16 protein-coding genes are annotated in these 16,764 nt (G+C 72.4%); 9 read left to right on the forward strand and 7 right to left on the reverse strand.

Annotation, left to right across the window (positions count from 1 at the left end):
• Positions 1-18: 18 nt before the first annotated feature.
• The gene (gene bldC / locus FYW95_RS25330) at positions 19-222 is read left to right on the forward strand and encodes a developmental transcriptional regulator BldC (RefSeq protein WP_013155387.1); all 204 of its coding nucleotides are present in this window, start codon (positions 19-21) and stop codon (positions 220-222) included.
• A gap of 318 nt (positions 223-540) precedes the next feature.
• Here bldC and FYW95_RS25335 read toward each other — a convergent pair whose 3' ends face one another.
• The 3 genes from FYW95_RS25335 to FYW95_RS25345 all read right to left on the reverse strand — a co-directional run bounded on the left by FYW95_RS25335 (position 541) and on the right by FYW95_RS25345 (position 3,565).
• On the reverse strand, positions 541-801 hold the full coding sequence (locus FYW95_RS25335; protein ID WP_370462420.1) for a hypothetical protein: 261 nt from the start codon (positions 799-801) through the stop codon (positions 541-543).
• A 52-nt stretch (positions 802-853) separates the two neighbouring features.
• Entirely contained in the window at positions 854-2,089 is a 1,236-nt protein-coding gene (locus tag FYW95_RS25340) for a hypothetical protein (RefSeq protein WP_236567945.1), read from the reverse strand.
• 303 nt (positions 2,090-2,392) lie between these two features.
• Complete coding sequence (locus FYW95_RS25345) at positions 2,393-3,565, reverse strand: LPXTG cell wall anchor domain-containing protein (RefSeq protein WP_159944204.1); 1,173 nt, start codon at positions 3,563-3,565, stop codon at positions 2,393-2,395.
• A 457-nt stretch (positions 3,566-4,022) separates the two neighbouring features.
• Between FYW95_RS25345 and FYW95_RS25350 the strand changes: the two genes are divergently transcribed.
• From FYW95_RS25350 to FYW95_RS25365, 4 genes are all read left to right on the forward strand, one after another.
• A complete protein-coding gene (locus FYW95_RS25350; protein WP_159944203.1) occupies positions 4,023-4,886 on the forward strand; it encodes an N-acetylmuramoyl-L-alanine amidase in 864 nt (287 codons plus the stop codon).
• Between the two features lie 79 nt (positions 4,887-4,965).
• Positions 4,966-5,076: a DivIVA domain-containing protein gene (locus FYW95_RS29010; protein WP_159944202.1), complete on the forward strand. Its 111-nt coding sequence runs from the start codon at positions 4,966-4,968 to the stop codon at positions 5,074-5,076.
• Positions 5,077-5,104: 28 nt separating this feature from the next.
• Entirely contained in the window at positions 5,105-5,737 is a 633-nt protein-coding gene (locus FYW95_RS25360) for a DivIVA domain-containing protein (protein ID WP_159944201.1), read from the forward strand.
• A 107-nt stretch (positions 5,738-5,844) separates the two neighbouring features.
• The gene (locus FYW95_RS25365) at positions 5,845-6,711 is read left to right on the forward strand and encodes a M48 family metallopeptidase (protein WP_159944200.1); all 867 of its coding nucleotides are present in this window, start codon (positions 5,845-5,847) and stop codon (positions 6,709-6,711) included.
• A gap of 49 nt (positions 6,712-6,760) precedes the next feature.
• Here FYW95_RS25365 and FYW95_RS25370 read toward each other — a convergent pair whose 3' ends face one another.
• From FYW95_RS25370 to FYW95_RS25380, 3 genes are all read right to left on the reverse strand, one after another.
• Positions 6,761-7,021, reverse strand: coding sequence for a DUF6504 family protein (locus FYW95_RS25370; protein ID WP_159944199.1), 261 nt, complete (start codon positions 7,019-7,021; stop codon positions 6,761-6,763).
• A gap of 162 nt (positions 7,022-7,183) precedes the next feature.
• Positions 7,184-7,654: an NUDIX hydrolase gene (locus tag FYW95_RS25375; protein ID WP_159944198.1), complete on the reverse strand. Its 471-nt coding sequence runs from the start codon at positions 7,652-7,654 to the stop codon at positions 7,184-7,186.
• Positions 7,655-7,692: 38 nt separating this feature from the next.
• On the reverse strand, positions 7,693-8,265 hold the full coding sequence (locus FYW95_RS25380; RefSeq protein WP_201295036.1) for a GNAT family N-acetyltransferase: 573 nt from the start codon (positions 8,263-8,265) through the stop codon (positions 7,693-7,695).
• A 231-nt stretch (positions 8,266-8,496) separates the two neighbouring features.
• Between FYW95_RS25380 and FYW95_RS25385 the strand changes: the two genes are divergently transcribed.
• Positions 8,497-9,762, forward strand: a complete 1,266-nt coding sequence (locus tag FYW95_RS25385; RefSeq protein WP_159944197.1) for an ROK family transcriptional regulator — start codon at positions 8,497-8,499, stop codon at positions 9,760-9,762.
• A gap of 62 nt (positions 9,763-9,824) precedes the next feature.
• Here the strand turns inward: FYW95_RS25385 and FYW95_RS25390 are convergent, their stop codons facing one another.
• Positions 9,825-12,692, reverse strand: a complete 2,868-nt coding sequence (locus FYW95_RS25390) for a glycoside hydrolase family 3 C-terminal domain-containing protein (protein WP_159944196.1) — start codon at positions 12,690-12,692, stop codon at positions 9,825-9,827.
• 205 nt (positions 12,693-12,897) lie between these two features.
• On the opposite strand from FYW95_RS25390, the gene FYW95_RS25395 reads away from it, so the two are divergent.
• Genes FYW95_RS25395 through FYW95_RS25405 form a run of 3 tightly spaced genes read left to right on the forward strand, consistent with a single transcriptional unit; the run spans position 12,898 to position 16,563 of the window.
• Positions 12,898-14,598, forward strand: coding sequence for an extracellular solute-binding protein (locus FYW95_RS25395; RefSeq protein WP_160050919.1), 1,701 nt, complete (start codon positions 12,898-12,900; stop codon positions 14,596-14,598).
• Positions 14,591-15,655: an ABC transporter permease gene (locus tag FYW95_RS25400; RefSeq protein WP_370462419.1), complete on the forward strand. Its 1,065-nt coding sequence runs from the start codon at positions 14,591-14,593 to the stop codon at positions 15,653-15,655. Before FYW95_RS25395 ends, FYW95_RS25400 begins: the two co-directional genes overlap by 8 nt.
• On the forward strand, positions 15,652-16,563 hold the full coding sequence (locus tag FYW95_RS25405; RefSeq protein WP_159944194.1) for a carbohydrate ABC transporter permease: 912 nt from the start codon (positions 15,652-15,654) through the stop codon (positions 16,561-16,563). The genes FYW95_RS25400 and FYW95_RS25405 overlap by 4 nt, the downstream gene beginning before the upstream one ends.
• Positions 16,564-16,764 lie beyond the last annotated feature (201 nt).

Raw genomic sequence — 16,764 nt, forward strand, 5'->3', positions numbered from 1 at the left:
GGAGGAGAGGCCGTACACATGTCAACTCGCACGCCCGAGGCGGAGCCCCTGTTGACCCCCGCCGAGGTTGCCACCATGTTCCGCGTGGACCCCAAGACCGTGACACGCTGGGCCAAGGCGGGCAAGCTGACCTCGATCCGCACCTTGGGCGGCCACCGCCGCTACCGCGAGACAGAGGTCCGCGCCCTGCTGGCCGGAATCCCCAGCCAGCGTACGGAGTGATCTCCCCGGTCTGCGCCGGTTCCGGGGGGAACGGCCGGACGGGCTCCGGCCGCTGACGGGGCAAGGCCGACAACCAGGTCGAGGGCGGGTCTTCCGAGGAGGGGGCCCGCCTTCCGTGTGCCCGGGTCCGGAAGTCGCCCTTCCGGCCACCCGGAACCCGGGTGAGCGCGCCCGTCCGGCCACCATCCGGACGGGCGGTCGCTACTCTGCGCTAGCCGTACTGACCTGGGAAGTTGGGAACACGGGAGGCTGAGGACCGCCGGTCGTGGCGCGGAACCGGTGGTGAACGTAGTGGTGCGGCCAGCCGAGAGCGGTCGTTCACGGCGTTGTGCAGGTAGGCGTACCCGGACCTGGAGCGGTTCTCGCGTTCGAGCTCGGCCAGGCGCTGGAGGCGTTCAGGGCCCGTTCACCGCACATCTCGGCCAGGGTCCACCCGTTCTCACGCTCGAGCTCGCTGAGGAGTCCGCGCAGGCGGGAGGCGGCCTGGCGGCGGGGCTCCACGCGGGGGAAGCGGCGCGCGAAGGACGCGGTGAACTCGGAGAAGGACCGCGACCAGGTCTCGGGATCGGTGATGGCCACACACGGTTGCCTACCGTGCGCGACCACCACATCGCAACCTGTCGTTGCAGTACTAGCAGTCGCCGATCTGGTCGTCCAGGGCGGTGGTGCGCTTGCGGGCCAGGAAGGTCGCGGCCGAACCGCCGCCGACCGCCACCAGGGCGGCGGTGACCAGCGCGGCGAGCGAGCCGCCCGTGGTCGCCAGGCGGCCGTTCCAGCCGGAGGCCTCCTCGGGGCTCCCCTCTCCCTTGTCCCCCGGCACGGGCGAGGCGGTCGAGGCGTAGGTGGAGGCGAGCGCCCACGAGTCGGCGAAGCCCATGGAGAAGTCCGTCTCGCCGATCTGGACCCGCACGCTCAGCCAGCTGCGCACGCCCTGGCCCTCCCAGTCCGGGTCCTGGTCTCCGAAGGTGTTCTCACCGACCGCGAAGGTGACGCTGACCGGTACCTCCGAGACCACGTCGCCCTCCGCGTCGAACACCTCCAGAAGATCGCGGACGACGACCCCGTCACCACCGGGCCGCAACGGGCCCAGATCGACCCCGAAGGCGCTCAGCCCGCCGTGGGCGAAGGTCGCCCCGGTCTCGCCCGCGTACCCGGCGCTGGCCGTACTGGTCACGTCGGCGAGGGTGAACTCCACCGCGTTGGCGTCGGCGGCGACCAGACCGGAGGTGGACTCGTCGAGGGTGAACACCTCGTCGTTCGCGGTGGGAAGGGGCAGGTTCGGTTCGCGCAGAGGGACGTCGCCCGGCGCCTCCGCGCTCGGGGACTCCTCGGGGTCGCTGTCGCCGGAGGGCTGTTCGTCCGCCTGGAGGGGCTCACGGCCCGCCGGGGAGGGCTCCTCACGGAGGCTGCCCGGCTCCCGCTCGGCGACCTCCTCCTCGGAGGTCTCCTCCGGCTCCTCGGGGGACGGCGACGGCGAGGCGGCCTCCGCCTCCGGGGGCACCTCGATGATGCCGTGGGCGGCGAGGTCGGAGACGTCCATCCGGAAGGTCGCGCTCCGCACGAGGGAGGCGGACCGGGCGCCCGCGCCGTCGACCACGGTGTGGCTCTCGCCGTCGACCTCCAGGTAGTCGGCCAGGGGTCCGTAACGGTCCTCGGAGGTGGCACTGCTCTCGGTCCGGCCGCCGAAACCGGTGGCGGTGGAGTACCCGGCGACCGCGTCCGAGCTGCTCACCCAGGCCTGGGCGTTGCCCCACACCAGCTGGTCCGCGGCGGCGGGGAGCGCGGACACGAGGCCGAGCGCTCCGAGAGCGGCGAACAGGGCGCCGCCGCCGAGGAGGCGGCGTGCGGTCAGCTTGGCGGGAGACACCACAACACTCCTGTTGTATCGGGGGATGCCCGGGCCGGGCCGCGGAGGGCCGGTCGCGGTGTGCGGGGCGGATGCGGGGCCTTCCCGCCCCGGGAAGGGATCTGTCGTACGGCGAGTGGAGGAGCCGCTACAGCGAGCCTAACCTTTGGATCACAAAACGGAAACCATCTCTCGTACAGTGATCTACCGACATATACGCCTCAATCAACGGAGGACGTCGGCGACGAGTTCCGCACGACCGGGACAACGGAAAACGGCCCCGGGGACCAGGTCCCCGGGGCCGGATCGACCGAAGCCTTGGGCTTAGCCCTCGCTGGTCTCGGCGGCCTCAGCGGTGTTCTTCTTGCGGCGCGCGAAGTACGCGGCGGCGCCACCGCCAGCGGCGATCGCGGCACCGGCGGCGATCAGGCCGGCGATCGGGCTACCGGTCTGGGCCAGGGCCTCGGTCGGCTTGGCCTCCGGCTTGGGCAGGTTCTCGGTGGGGCGGCTCGGCGGGTTCTGGGTGTCGCCGCCGTTGTCACCGCCGTTGTCACCGGAGCCGGTCTCCGCGGTGCCGGTGCTGGCGTAGGTCACGCCCAGCACGTAGCCACCGGTGAAGAACTCGGGAATGTCGACATCCACGAGCAGGGAGGTGTAGGCGTCGTTCCAGTCGTAACCCTCGGCGTCGTCGCCGTGGACGCCCTCCTCGGAGTAGACCTCGAACTTGGCGTCGAGCTCGTTCACCGCGTAGGAGACGCTGCCGGCCTCGTAGGAGTGCGAGACCTCACCGCCCCAGCTCTGGCTGGTGGTGACGCTGGCACCGCTGATCGTGGCGTCGAGGACGATCTCGTCGCCGCCGGAGGTCAGCTCGGTGTCCTCCTCGCTCAGCGTGGTGACCTCGGGGGACTCGGTGGCCTCGGGCTCGCTCCCACCCTCGGCGGGGGTCTCCACGGGAGCCTCGGGGTCGGCGGGGGCCTCGGACTCGACCTCGTCCTCAGCGGGGGCCTCGGACTCGTCGTCGCCCTCACCCTCGTCGTCGGCGGGGGTCTCGGACTCGACCTCGTCACCCTCGGAGGGCTCCTCGGTGGGCTCCTCGTCCTCGTCGGAGGGCTCCTCCGACGGCTCCTCGTCGTCCTCGTCGTCGATCTCGTCGAGGATCTCCTCGACGTCGGCGGCGGTGAGCACCAGGCGGGCGCTGTTGACCGTGGTCGTGGCGGTGGAGCCGCTGGCGGACACCGAGGCCGAGGTGGAGGCGTCGACGCTGAAGTAGCTGTCGATCGAGAAGGAGCCGCCGTTGGAGTCGGAGGACTCCTCACCCTGCGGGGTGATGTAGGTCGCGGCGGCGCCGTACCCGCCCGCGACGTCGGCGTAGGCCCAGCCCACGACCTCGGTGTCAGCGGCCGCGGGAAGGGCGCCGGCGATGCTGAGCGCGCCCAGGGCGGCGAAAGCGGCGCCACCCTGCAGAACGCGACGCGCGGTAACGCGAGTGTTCTTCAAGTCAATCCTCATTCGGATCGCTACAGCCCGAGATCTCGTCGGGCTGTCCTGGATACGCGCACCTCCGCCGACTGCGGGGAAGTCCGGGGACGCGGAACACGAACCAGGGTCGGATGGGGGACGGCAGCGGCGCGCAGAGGCCCGACTGCCTGTGAAAACGGGGAAGACCCAGTCGCGACCGCAGAACGGAGCGGTCTTGCGGGACCGAGTCGGAATCACTTCCCATTTCCTGACTAGAACCTTACATCGGACGAAAGGCAAAAGTTACCCATAACGGTAACGAAGAAATAACAAGAGCCCCTTCTGTCATCCTGGGCAACGACGTCCTTTCGATCCCAAAAATTTTTTCGGATCCTGTAAACCGAACGCCGCATGGAGCGTCTTCTTAAAGAAGCGCGTCTCACCAGAGGAATATCCGGCGTACGGTCCGGACGGCCGCAGCGGCTAGGTTGTGGGCATGTCCGTCTCCGCACCGGTGGGCCGCGTCCTCCTCCTCGCCTCGGCCCTCCTCCTCACGGCCTGCTCGGCGCCCTCCGGGGCCTCCCCCTCCGCCGACCCCACGTCGGCGCTCCCGCTCCCCGGCCCCGAGGACGGCTCCGGGACCTCCCGGCCCCCCGGCGGCGCGGAGTCCGACCGCGACGCCCCCGCGGGCGAGGGCCCCCTCGGTGCCCGGGTGGTGGTGATCGACCCCGGCCACAACGGCGGCAACGCCGAGGCCCCCGACCGGATCAACGCCCTGGTCCCCGCGGGTCCCCGCGAGAAGGCCTGTGACACCGTCGGCGCCGAGACCGCGAGCGGGTACACCGAGCACGAGTTCAACTGGGACCTGTCCCTGCTGGTCAAGGAGAGGCTGGAGGCCGACGGGGCCACCGTCATCCTCACCCGCGAGGACGACGAGGGCGTGGGGCCGTGCATCGACGAGCGCGCGGCGATCGGCAACGAGCACCGGGCGGACGCGGCCCTGTCCGTGCACGCCGACGGCGGCCCGGAGACCGGTCGCGGCTTCCACGTGATCACGCCCGGGGAGGTCAGCGGCTTCACCGAGGACATCGTGGAGCCCTCACGGCTGCTCGCCGAGGACATCCGCCGCGAGTACCTCGTGGGCAGCGGCGTCCCCTACGCCGACTACCTCGCCGACGAGGGGCTGGACGAGCGCACCGACCTGGGCGGGCTGAACCTGTCCACCGTGCCCAAGGTGTTCCTGGAGGCGGGCAACATGCGCAACCCCCAGGACGCCGCCCTCCTGGAGGACCCCGGGTGGCGGGAGCAGGCCGCCGACGCCATCGCCCGCGGCGTGGCCGCCTACCTCATGCGCGAATAGGAGCCCAGAAACGGCCGTACCCGGCCACACGGCTCCGCGACTATGGCGGGGGCCGCCCTCCCGTAGGCATAATGCGTCCATGACCTCCCCCGGCTTCGACGTCGTCCTGCGCGGTTATCACCGCGGCCAGGTCGACGGTTTCCTTTCGGAACTAGCCGACGCGGCCGAAGCACGCGAAACACGCGGATAACCGCCCGGCGAACCTCGTCAACTGCACAATGGGGACCATGCCTCTGACACCGGCGGACATCCGCGAGAAGAAGTTCCACACGGTGCGTCTGCGCCCGGGCTACAACGAGGAGGACGTGGACGCGCTCCTCGACCGGATCGAGGCGACGCTCGTCGCCCTGGAGGGAGGCCCGCGTACCGGCCCCCTCATCACCGCTGACGAGGTGCGCAACTCGCGGTTCCGCACCACGAGGCTGAGCCCGGGTTACCGCGAGGAGGAGGTGGACGACTTCCTGGACCTCGTGGTCGCCGACCTGGCCGGGCGCGGGCTGGGCCGCGCCGGGGGACGGCGGACGCCGCCGCTGCCCGACACGGCCGCTCCGCGCAGGCCGACGCACCGCCCCGACCTGACCCCGCGGGACGTCCGCGAGCAGCAGTTCGCCACCACCCGGCTGACCACCGGCTACAACGAGCAGGAGGTCGACGACTTCCTGGACCGCGCGGAGTTCACCCTGGAGGCGCTCCAGCAGGGTCGCCCGGACCGGGCGACCCTCACCGCCGCCGAGGTGGAACGGGTCCAGTTCTCCACCACCCGCGCGCGGCCGGGATACGACCCGGCGCAGGTGGACCGGTTCCTCGACGCCCTGGCGGAGGAGCTGCGCCGCTACGAACAGCCCGGCTGAGGCAGACACGCCGACGAGTAACCCTATACGCAGGGCAGCGGAAAGTAATATTCGATCACAGGAAGTAGTCATCCCCCGCTGTTCCGCAGCCCGGAGGGGAGGCAGCCATGACCCACGCGACGCCGCCGCGGGGGAGCGCCGTCCACGGCGCGCCCGTCCGCGCCGTGCCGGAACCCCTGAGCGAACTCGACCCCGACGAGGAGGTCGTCCCCGCGGCCCCGCATCCGTGGGAGGTCCCGCTGCTGACCGTGTGCGTGGCCGTGACCCTGCTGGTGGCCGGAGCCGCTGTCCACGCGCTGTGGTCGCTGGCCGGGTCCTGGGGCTGGTCGACCGCCCTGGCCCTGGTCCCCGCCGCGTGCTGGAAGACGCGGGGCCTGCTGTACGCCCGGCTTCGGGCCGAGTCGGTGAAGATCTCCCCCACCCAGTTCCCCGAGGCGCACCGGCTCGTGGTGTCACTGGCCGCCCGCATGGGGCTGCGCCGCACACCGGAGGCCTACGTGCGGGTGCGGCCCCGGACGGCGGACGCCGCCGGGCACGGGCTGCGCCGCTACCTGGTCCTGTCGGAGGAGCTGTTCGACTCCGGCGGCAGGATCCGGGACCCGGAGGCGGCGGCCTTCCTGGTCGCGCACCAGCTGGGCCACGTGGCCGCCGGGCACACCGGCTTCTGGCGTCGGACCGCGACCCTGGGCGCGGAGCTGGTGCCCGGCCTGGGGTCGGCGCTGTCGCGGACCATGGAGTACACCGCGGACAACCACGCCTACGCGCACGTCCCCGAGGGAGCGCACGCCGCACGGATCCCGGCCGGGGGCGGGCGCCTGTACACCCGGGTGAACATGGGAGAGATGGCCGACCGCTCCCGCACCGACCGGGGCTGCTCCCTGCTGCTGTACCACCTGCTGGTCCGGCGCCCGGGCAACACCCGCCGGATGGCCGCCCTGCGCGACCGCACCCGCCGCGGCCGGGTGTTCCTCTGAGGAACCCTCCGGTGGGTCCCCGGGGGTCGTCCCCCCGGGGACGCGAGGGTCAGTTCCACTGACGGCGCATGGTCCAGCTGTCGGACTCGGTGTCGCGGGTGATGTCGATGATGCTGGGCTCCCCCGCGTCGGACTCGGCCGAGACTCGGAGCATGTGCACCTGGGTGGCCGGGGCCCCGGGCGCCTCCGGGCGCGCGGGCCAGTCGCCGATCACTCTGCGCACCCGGAACATCCGGCCGCGCCAGGCGAAGCGCACGGGGTGACCGCCCTCGGTGGAACGGACGTCGATCTGTTCGTTGAGGAGACTCACTCGAAAATCCTATCGAACACCAGTTCGATCCCGTCAAGTCTGTCCGCGCGGTCCGACCCCGCGTGTCGGCGGTCAACGAACAACCTACGGGTGTGTGAGGCGCCGTGGGGCGGACCCGCGACGGCGTGTCGGCGCCGCGGGGACCTCGTACGACCGGCGGGGTCAGAGGACGAAGTAGGGCTCCGGCCGTTCGTCGCGCGCGCAGGCGATGCGGTCGAGGACGCGCTGGGGCATCTCCGGCAGGGCGTCCGGGGCGAACCAGCCCACGTCCAGGGTCTCGTCGCCGCTGGCGTCGGGGGCCCCGCCCACCGGGCGGCAGCGGAAGGCCAGGTCGAGCATCTGCACCCGGTCGCCGTTGGGGTACGTGAAGGGCTCCTGGGCGACCACGCTGGCGAGCCGCTGCACCTCCACCTCCAGGCCGGTCTCCTCGCGGACCTCCCGGACCACGGCCCGGGCGGGCTGCTCCTCCGGCTCCAGGATGCCGCCGGGCGTGCACCAGCGGCCGTCGTCGGCCCGCCGGTGCAGCAGGACCTCGCCTTGCCCACCGATCACGACCGCCGTCACGCCCACCAGGGGCAGGAGTCCGTGGCCGACGTGCTGACGCAGCGCGAGGAGGAAGTCAGGAACGGGCATGGCACCGAGACTAACGCTCCCCGCGGGCGGACCGGGGCTCATCCGGCGCGCAGTGCGGCGTACTCCTCGGCCAGGATCGACATCAGCACCGCGTCGTGCCACTCCCCGTCCCAGCGCAGGGACTGACGCCACACCCCCTCCCGCACGAACCCGGAGCGGGCGTAGGACCTCTGCGCGCGGGTGTTGAACGCGAACACCTCCAGGCCCACCCGGTGCAGCCCGGCCACGGTGAAGGCGTACTCCAGGACCAGGTCGGTGGCCTCGGTGCCGTAGCCCCTGCCCGTGACGGACAGTTCGTAGAGCGCGATCCGGTAGCCCGCGCTGGCGTTGTCGGGGTCCAGGTCGATCAGGGCGCACTCGCCGACGGCGCCCTCCCCCTCCGCGAAGACCACCCAGTCGGCCCGGTCGTGGTGGTCCGGGCGCGTGGCGGCCCACCGGCGCAGCTCCTCCTCGGTGAACCGGCGGTGGGTGCCGGTGAGCCTGCGCACCTCGGCGTCCATGTTGAGCAGGGGTTCGACGAAGTACTCGCCGGTGACGGCGTCGAGCGGTTCGAGGCGGACCCTCGGACCGGACAGTACGGGCTGGTCGCGGAAGACGTCGGCAGGCACCATGTGCCGGATCAGACCAGAGGCGGGGGGAGGGCGCAAGCGCTTTTCGCGCGGGCGCGTCGTTCCGCCGGTGCGGTGCCCTCCCCGGCACACGCGCGGCCGCCGTGCACGCGGACTCCCCGGTACGATCCGGGCACGGCACCGGACGGGGCCCGGGGACCGCCCCGGGCACGGCCGGGCGGGAAGCGACCGGCCGGAACACGGCTCGGCGCGCCGCCGAGGAGGGGGAACCAGGTGACGGTCGGTTCGGGAACGGTGAACTTCCAGACGGTCCGCGAGACGAACCTGGGGGTCGTCCTGCGCACCGTCCGCGAACTGGCCCCCTGCTCGCGGGCGGCGGTCGCCTCGGCCACCGGGCTGAACAAGACCACGGTCTCCAGCCTGGTCTCCGACCTCATGGCGCGCGGGCTGGTCCGCGAGACGGGCCGCAACGCCCGGCAGCGCGTGGGCCGCCCGGGGGTGCTGCTGGCCCTGGACGACTCCTCGATCGCGGCGGTCGGGCTGGAGGTCAACGTGGACTACCTGTCGGTGGTCGCCGTGGACCTGCTGCAGCGCGAACTCCTCAGCCGCCACGTCCCCTTCGACGCGCGCACGGCCGGGGCCGAGGAGTCGGTCCTGCGCATCGCGCACACGCTGGGCGACGTGCTGGCGGACCCCGCGCTCAGCGGGCGCACCGTGGTGGGCGTGAGCGTGGCGGTTCCGGCGCTCATCGACGCGCCCTCCGGGGTGGTGACGCACGCCCCCAACCTCGGCTGGCGGGACGTCCCGTTGCGCGAGCGGCTGTCGGAGCTGCTGGGCGCGGCCGGGGCGGAGGGCGTCCCGGTGCGGGTGGACAACGACGCCAACCTGGGGGCGGTGGCCGAGTACCGGGTGGGCTCGTTCGCGGGCACGGCCGACCTGGCCTACCTGACCGGTGAGGTGGGCATCGGCGCGGGCCTGCTCGCGGACGGGGAGCCCCTGCGCGGGGCCAGCGGCTTCGCCGGGGAGGTGGGCCACCTGCCGCTGCTCCCGGACGGGCCGGAGTGCGCGTGCGGGCGGCGGGGCTGTCTGGAGGCGCTGGCCGGGATCGGGGCGATCCTGCGCGAGGCGGTCCCCGACCGGGTTCCGGACCGTCCGCTGTCGGGCAGCGACATCGCCGCGTTGGTGGAGACGGCGGCGGAGCGCGCCGAGAACGGCGACGCCACGGCCGTGGGCGCGCTGGAGCGCGCCGGCACCTGGCTGGGCCGGGGGCTGGCCGTCCTCATCAACGTCACCAACCCGGGCCTGGTGGTGCTGGGCGGCTACTTCGTGCCGATGGGCCCGTGGCTGCTGCCGAACTGCCGGGCGGAGGCGGTGGCGAGCGCGTTCGCGCCCCGGGCGGGGGGCTGCCGGGTGGAGCTGTCGTCCCTGGGGCTGAGCGCGGCGGCCCGGGGCGGGGCCACCTCGCTCATCCACTCGCTCGACGCCGGGCTGCTGCCCCTGCCCGGGCCCCGGGCGTCCGCCGCCCCCGATCCGGTCTGAGCCCGCCCGGCCCGGGTCCGGCGCGGCGCTCCCGCCGCGCGACCCGGGCTCGGCGGCCCCCGTCAGCGCCGCGTCAGGACCAGGGACGCGACCGCGGTACCCGGACCGTCGAAGACCAGGTAGAGGTCGCGGACCCCCTCCGCGCCCCGCCCCGGTTCCACGGCCGCGGCCACCTCGGTGAAGTCGTAGCCGTCCCTGCCCGCCGGGACGCCGACGACCGCGACGGTCGGCCCGTCCGCGGGGTCGTCCAGGCGCAACCGGACCGCGCCGGCGTGCTCGGCGTTCACCGTCAGGCGGCACCCGGCGACCCCGTCGCCGAGGTCGACGTCGCGGAAGGCCGCCCACGCCCCCGCCTCCCGCGAACGCACCGCGTCGCCCCGTTCCGGGGCGAGCGGGCACAGCGCGGTACCCCGCGCCTCGTCGTAGCCCGCGGCCGACCACGCGGTGAACGCGTCGCGGGGCGGGATGACCTCTCCGGGCACCTCCAGGGCGGCGGTGGCCCGGATGTCGGCGGCCGAACGCCCGACGAGCACCTCGCGCGGCGCCGCCTCCACCACGAAGCGGTCCCGGGTGGTGTCCCACAGGGCGAGCCGGTCCACGGGGAAGGTCACCTCCGCCACGGCGCTGTCTCCCGGTTCCACCCGCACCCGGGCGAACCCGCGCAGCGCGCGCAGCGGGGTGCGCACGCGCGAGGCCAGTTGGCGGGTGTAGACCTGCACGACCTCCTCGGCGGGCCGGGTCCCGGTGTTGGCGACCATGACCCTGACGGTGACGCGGTCGGCGTCGACGCCGACGGTCGGGGCCGCGTACTCCACCCGCGTGTAGCCGAGGCCGTGGCCGAACGGGTAGAGCGGCTCCCCCTCGAAGTAGAGGTAGGTGCCGCGTGCGCCGATGATGTCGTAGTCGAGCATGCCGGGCAGGTCGTCGGCGGACCGGTACCAGGTCTGGGTCAGCCGTCCGGCGGGCTCGGCGTCGCCGAACAGCACGTCGGCCAGAGCGTGGCCGTACTCCTGGCCGCCGTGGGCCGACCACAGGATCGCGGGAACGTGCTCGTCGGCCCAGGTGATCCCGAACGGGTAGCCGCTGCTGAGCACCAGGACCGTGGCCGGGTTGGCCTCGCGCACGGCGCGCAGCACGCGCTCCTGGGCCTCGGGCAGGTCCAGGTCGGTCCGGTCCTCGGTCTCGCGGCCGTTGACCATGGGGTGGTCGCCCAGGACGACCACCGCGACGTCGGCGGTGGCGGCCACGCGGGCGGCCTCGGCGGCGCCCGTGCCCAGGCCGTGGGCGGCGAGGCGCACGGCGCGGTCGGCCCCCTCGACGAGGGCGAGGGTGGTGCCGTCCGCGCCGGTCCCCACGTAGCGGCCGGTGTGGACCTGCACCAGTGCGAAGTACTCGCCCCCGCCCACGGGCTGCCTGCGGAAGGTCTGGCGCACCTCCCAGGTGCCGGGGCCGGGCGCGGTGCTGGCCAGGGTGCCCTCCGGCCCCTCGTCCAGGTAGCGGCCCGTGACCACCGAGCGCAGGGCGAGGGCCCCGCCGCCCCAGTCCAGGAGGTCGAATTCGCTGCCCTCGGCGCCGTGGTCGGCCCCCTCCGCGCGCAGCAGGTCGCCCTCCAGGCGCAGCGGCGCGCCCCCGCCCGGGTCGACGACCGCGCCGCGTTCGGACGATCCCAGGCGCACGCGGTCGACGCCCTCGCAGAACACGGTCTCCACGCGTTCGGCGATCCCGGCGCGCGCGGTGACGGAGTAGGGCAGGGTTCCGCTGTACCAGTCCTCCAGCAGGGTGTCGCCGAGCTGGCCGAGCACGGCGACCCGGCGCACGTCGCGCAGGGGCAGCACGCCCTCGTTGCGCAGCAGGACCAGGGAGCGGGTGGCCGCCTCCCGGGCCAGCGCCCGGTGCTCGGGGGTGTCGAAGGCCCCCTCGTCGCGGTCCGCCGCGTCGGTCCAGGCCACGCCGGCCCCGGTCGGGCCGGTTCCGGCCGGGTCGAACTCGCCCAGGCGCAGCCGCACCGAGAGCACGCGCCGGGCGGCGCGGTCGATGTCGGCCTCGGTGAGCAGCCCCCGCCGCAGCGCCTCGGCCACGTGCCCGAGGGTGGCCTCGGGCCGGTCGTCGTCCTGGGTGAAGCTGTCGAGACCGGCCCGGATCGCGTGCGCGTAGGCGGTGGGCGGGTCGGGGTGGAAGCCCTGCATGCCGAAGAGGTTGCCGGGCGCGTAGGCGTCGCTGACCACGAGCAGGTGGTCGGGCGCGGTCTCGCGCAGCACGTCGCCGATCAGCGGGCTCACGTGCGCGGGCCGCCCGTTGACCAGGTTGTAGGAGGGCATGACGGCCACGGCGGCCCCGTCGGCCAGCGCGGGCAGGAAGGCCTCCAGCTCGTACTCGCGCAGTACCCGCGGCGGCAGGTCGCTGGAGGTGAGGCAGCGGTCCGCCTCGTTGTTGTAGGCGAGGAAGTGCTTGAGCGTGGGCGCGGTGCGCAGGCGCGGGCCGTCCCCGGCCAGTCCCCGGGCGTAGGCGGCGGCCAGGAGCCCGGTCAGCCAGGCGTCCTCGGAGTAGCCCTCCTCGTTGCGGCCCCAGCGGGGGTCGCGCAGAGGGTTGACCACGGGCGCCCAGACGTTGCGTCCGGCCCCCGCGTCCCGGCGCGCGAGCACCTCGTCGGCGGTGGCCCGGCCCACGCGGCGCAGCAGTGCGGGGTCCCAGGTGCTGGCCAGGCCCACGGCCTGGGGGTAGACGGTGGCCGGTCCGAGCCAGGCCAGCCCGTGCAGCGCCTCGGTTCCCGTGGTGAAGGGGCCGAGGCCGAGGCGTTCGACCGGGGCCTGGTGCTGGTGCAGCAGGCCGATCTTCTCCTCGGTGGTGAGGCGGTCGAGCAGGTCGTCCAGGCGGCGTTCGTCCGGCAGGCCGGGGTCCCGGTGGGCCGGGACGGTCGAGGAGGTGCTCATGGGGGGTGTCCGCCTCTCGTGTACGGGGGTATTGTCCTTCGAAATCGAACCGCTTCGACTTCGATACCGAAGGATCTTGTGTGCCACATCACAGTGGAGTAATTTGTTTGTCTAAACGGCCAACTAATTCATAGCAAAATGGCCCTTCGTTTCCTACCCCCCTGGGCCGCGTGGGCCGCGGCCCGATCGACCGAAGGAACGAGCTATGCCTCCCAAGCCCCCACGCTCGGCGTTTCCCCTGTACCCGGCGCTCCCGGCCCGCCTCCCGCGTGTGGACCGCCGGCGCTTCCTCGGACTGATGGGCGCCTCCACCGCGGCGGCGCTGACCGCGGGCACCCTCTCCAGCTGCGGCTCCACGGGCGGTGGTGGCGGCGGCGGGTCCGCCTCCGAGGCCACCACCCTGGACGACCTCATCCCCACCCACATCCCCTTCGAGGGCGTCGCCCCCGACATCCCGGGCCAGCACGGCGCCCCGGACGGGTTCACCTCCTACCCCGACAGCTTCATCACGGCCGTCCCGGAGACCCCCGGCAGGGGCGGGGAGTACACGGCGATGGCACCCCTGTGGAGCCCGCTTCCGCCGGGGTTGGGCAACAACTCCTTCTTCGACTACGTGAACGGACGCCTGGGCGCCACGATCGAGTTCAACTTCCAGGACGGCAACACGGTCATCGACAAGATGAACGCGGTGGTGGCCGGGCGCGACGTCGCCGACATCACGATGTTCCCGGACTGGGTCATCAACCTGATCCCGCAGTTCAACCGGGCCGTGGGCGAGCTCTTCGAGGACCTGACCCCCCACCTGGCCGGGGACGCGGCCGCCGCCTACCCCATGCTGGCCAACCTGGACAGCGACGCCTGGCGGTGGAACGTCTTCAACGGAAAGCTCCAGGGCGTGCCCTGGCCCGCCGAGCCCTTCGGCAACTGGGTGCTGTACCGGCGCGACCTGCTGGAGGAGTACGGCATCGAGCCGCCGACCAGCCCCGACGAGCTGTTCGCGATCGGGGAGGAGCTCAACGACCCCGACAACAACCGCTGGGCGTTCGGCGACTTCAACCTCAGCATGCGGCAGATCTTCGGCGCGCCCAAGCAGTGGCGCTACGAGGGCGGCGAGCTCATCCACATGTTCGAGACCGACGAGTGGAGGGCCAGCGTCGAGTACATGCGCAAGGTCTTCGACGCCGGACTCGTCCACCCGGACATCGTCGCCAAGGGCGACAACGCCAAGGAACTGCTCAACTCCGGCCAGATCCTGTTCAACCAGGACGGCCTGGGCGCCTGGCACGAGGCCTACATGGGGGTGCTCGGCGACAACCCCGACTTCCGCCTGGACCTGATGCCGGTCTTCGGCGCCGGGGGCAACGACCCCGTCATGCACCGCGGCGACCCCTCGGCGCAGTCGGTGTTCGTACGCAGGGGGATGGAGCCCGAGCAGGTCGAGGAGATCCTCGGCCTCATCAACTTCTGCGCCGCCCCGTTCGGCACCCGGGAGTACATGGACTACCGCTACGGCGAGGAGGGCGTCCACCACGAGCTCAACGCGGACGGCGCCCCAGAGCTCACCGAGCTGGGCCACGCCGAGGTCAACGACGGCTACTACTTCGTCAGCGGGCGCCCCCAGGCGGTCACCGAGAGCCAGTACCCGGACTTCGTCCAGTGGAAGTGCGACTGGTACAACCACGCCGCCCAGTTCGCCGAGGAGGACCCCTTCGCGGGCATCCGCATCCAGCGCCCGGAGCGCTTCTCCGGGGCCGAGACGCCCATGACCGACAAGGTCGAGGACATCATCCGGGGCCGCGAGGACCTCGGCGCCCTGGACCAGGCCATCGCGGACTGGCGCCGCGACGGCGGGGACCAGGGGCGCGAGTTCTACATGGAGGTCCTCCAGGAGCACGGTCGTGACTGAACGGACCACGGGGGTGGCGCACCCCGGTACGACCCCCGGCACGGAGACCGCCCAGGCCCCGTCCCCGGCCCCCGCGTCCCGTCGGCGCGGCGGCCGGGGACGGCCCCCCGGCGGCTCCGCGCGGCGGGACCGGCGCCCCGGGTCCGGCCCCCCGTTCCTGGCCAAGCTGCGCCGCGACTGGCAGCTGCTGCTGATGACGCTCCCGGCGATCGGTCTGCTGGCGGTCTTCCACTACACGCCCACGCTCGGCAACATCATCGCCTTCCAGGAGTACAACCCCTGGGACGGCGTGCTGGGCAGCCCGTGGGTGGGCCTGGCCCAGTTCGAGCGGCTGTTCACCGACCCGCGCTTCTGGAGCGCGGTCGGCAACACCCTGCTCATCGCCGCCGTCCAGCTGGTGTTCTTCTTCCCGATCCCCATCGCCCTGGCCATCCTGTTGGACAGCGTGATGACCCCCCGGCTGCGTCTGGTGCTCCAGAGCATCGTGTACATGCCGCACTTCTTCTCCTGGGTCCTGGTCGTCACCCTGTTCCAGCAGATCCTGGGCGGGGCCGGGCTGTTCTCGCAGATGCTTCGGCAGAACGGCTACGCGCCGCTGGAGATCATGAGCAACCCGGACGCGTTCCTGTTCGTGGTCACCTCCCAGATGGTGTGGAAGGACGCCGGGTGGGGGACCATCATCTTCCTCGCGGCGCTGGCCGCGGTGAACCAGAACCTCTACGAGTCCGCGGCCGTGGACGGCGCCGGGCGGTGGCGGCGCATGTGGCACATCACCCTTCCGGGGCTGCGGCCGGTGATCATCCTGCTGCTCATCCTCAAGCTCGGTGACATCCTCAACGTCGGCTTCGAGCAGTTCTACCTGCAGCGCGACGCGTTCGGGGCGAACGTGTCGGAGGTCCTGGACACCTTCATCTACCACCAGACCCTGGTGACGGGGAACTTCAGTGCGGGAGCGGTCGCGGGCCTGGTCAAGGGCGTGGTCGGACTGGTCCTGATCCTGGTCGCCAACAAGCTGGCCCACAAGATGGGCGAAAACGGAATCTACCGACGCTCATGAGCACACTGTTCAAGGACCGCCCCGTGTGGGCGGAACGACCGAGCCTGCCCGCACGCGCAGCCAAGAACACCACGCTGGCCGCGATCGCGCTGGTCATCCTCTTCCCGCTGTACGTCGTCATCCTGACCAGCCTGTCCCCCGCCTCCGCGGTCAACAGCGCGGGCGGCCTGGTGCTGGTCCCGCGGGGGATCTCCTTCCAGGCCTACGCCGACCTGTTCGGCGGCGGCGTGGTGACCCGGGCCGTCCTGGTCAGCCTGGGCGTGACGGCGGTGGGGACGCTGGTCAGCCTGGTCGCGACGGTCCTGGCCGCCTACGGCCTGTCCCAGCCGGGGTCCCTGTGGCACCGGCCGCTGCTGTTCGCGGTGCTGCTGACCTTCCTCTTCGCCCCCGGGATGATCCCGCTGTACCTGCTGGTCAGCAACGTGGGACTGATCGACAGCTACTGGTCGCTGATCCTGCCCACCGCGGTGAACGCGTTCAACCTGGTGGTGATGCGGGCGTTCTTCATGAACCTGCCCGGCGAGATCGGCGACAGCGCCCGCGTGGACGGGGCCGGCGAGTGGACCATCCTGACCCGGCTGGTCCTGCCCATGTCCAAGGGGGTCACGGCGGTGATCGCCCTGTTCTACGCGGTGGGCTACTGGAACGCCTTCTTCAACGCGATCCTCTACATCAACGACAACGCCAAGTGGCCGCTGCAGCTCGTGCTGCGCCAGTACGTGCAGCAGGGCCAGCAGCTCAGTTCCAGCTCGGTGATCGGCGACGCGGTCCAGGGGACGGCGTCGGCGCCCAACCTGGCCATCCAGATGGCCATCGTGGTGGTGGCGCTGGTGCCGGTCACGTTCATCTACCCGCTGGTGCAGAAGCACTTCACCAAGGGCGTCATCATCGGCGCCGTCAAGGGCTGAGGCCCTCCTCCCAAATCCCTTCGCCCCCGTGCGCCTCCCTCCTCCTGGGCCCGCGGGGGCGAAGGCCTGTCAGCCGGAGGTCCGGTCGACGGTGTCGGCGAGGTGCCGTCCGGCTTCGGGCATGGTGGCGGTCACCGGCTCGTTCACAGCGCCCGGTCCAAGCATGTGCCCCGGGTTCGCGGACAGAAGGCGGGCGGTGCC

This window comes from Nocardiopsis sp. FR4, assembly GCF_009830945.1.
In the GTDB taxonomy this organism is placed as follows: Bacteria; Actinomycetota; Actinomycetes; order Streptosporangiales; family Streptosporangiaceae; genus Nocardiopsis.

What these genes read in the sequence shown, in the direction of transcription:
- bldC (WP_013155387.1), top strand. Translation starts at nt 19, where the DNA reads ATGTCAACTCGCACGCCCGAGGCGGAGCCCCTGTTGACCCCCGCCGAG.
- FYW95_RS25350 (WP_159944203.1), top strand. Translation starts at nt 4,023, where the DNA reads ATGTCCGTCTCCGCACCGGTGGGCCGCGTCCTCCTCCTCGCCTCGGCC.
- FYW95_RS25390 (WP_159944196.1), bottom strand. Translation starts at nt 12,692, where the DNA reads ATGAGCACCTCCTCGACCGTCCCGGCCCACCGGGACCCCGGCCTGCCG.
- FYW95_RS25360 (WP_159944201.1), top strand. Translation starts at nt 5,105, where the DNA reads ATGGGGACCATGCCTCTGACACCGGCGGACATCCGCGAGAAGAAGTTC.
- FYW95_RS25375 (WP_159944198.1), bottom strand. Translation starts at nt 7,654, where the DNA reads ATGCCCGTTCCTGACTTCCTCCTCGCGCTGCGTCAGCACGTCGGCCAC.
- FYW95_RS25405 (WP_159944194.1), top strand. Translation starts at nt 15,652, where the DNA reads ATGAGCACACTGTTCAAGGACCGCCCCGTGTGGGCGGAACGACCGAGC.
- FYW95_RS25380 (WP_201295036.1), bottom strand. Translation starts at nt 8,265, where the DNA reads ATGGTGCCTGCCGACGTCTTCCGCGACCAGCCCGTACTGTCCGGTCCG.
- FYW95_RS25395 (WP_160050919.1), top strand. Translation starts at nt 12,898, where the DNA reads ATGCCTCCCAAGCCCCCACGCTCGGCGTTTCCCCTGTACCCGGCGCTC.
- FYW95_RS25365 (WP_159944200.1), top strand. Translation starts at nt 5,845, where the DNA reads ATGACCCACGCGACGCCGCCGCGGGGGAGCGCCGTCCACGGCGCGCCC.
- FYW95_RS29010 (WP_159944202.1), top strand. Translation starts at nt 4,966, where the DNA reads ATGACCTCCCCCGGCTTCGACGTCGTCCTGCGCGGTTATCACCGCGGC.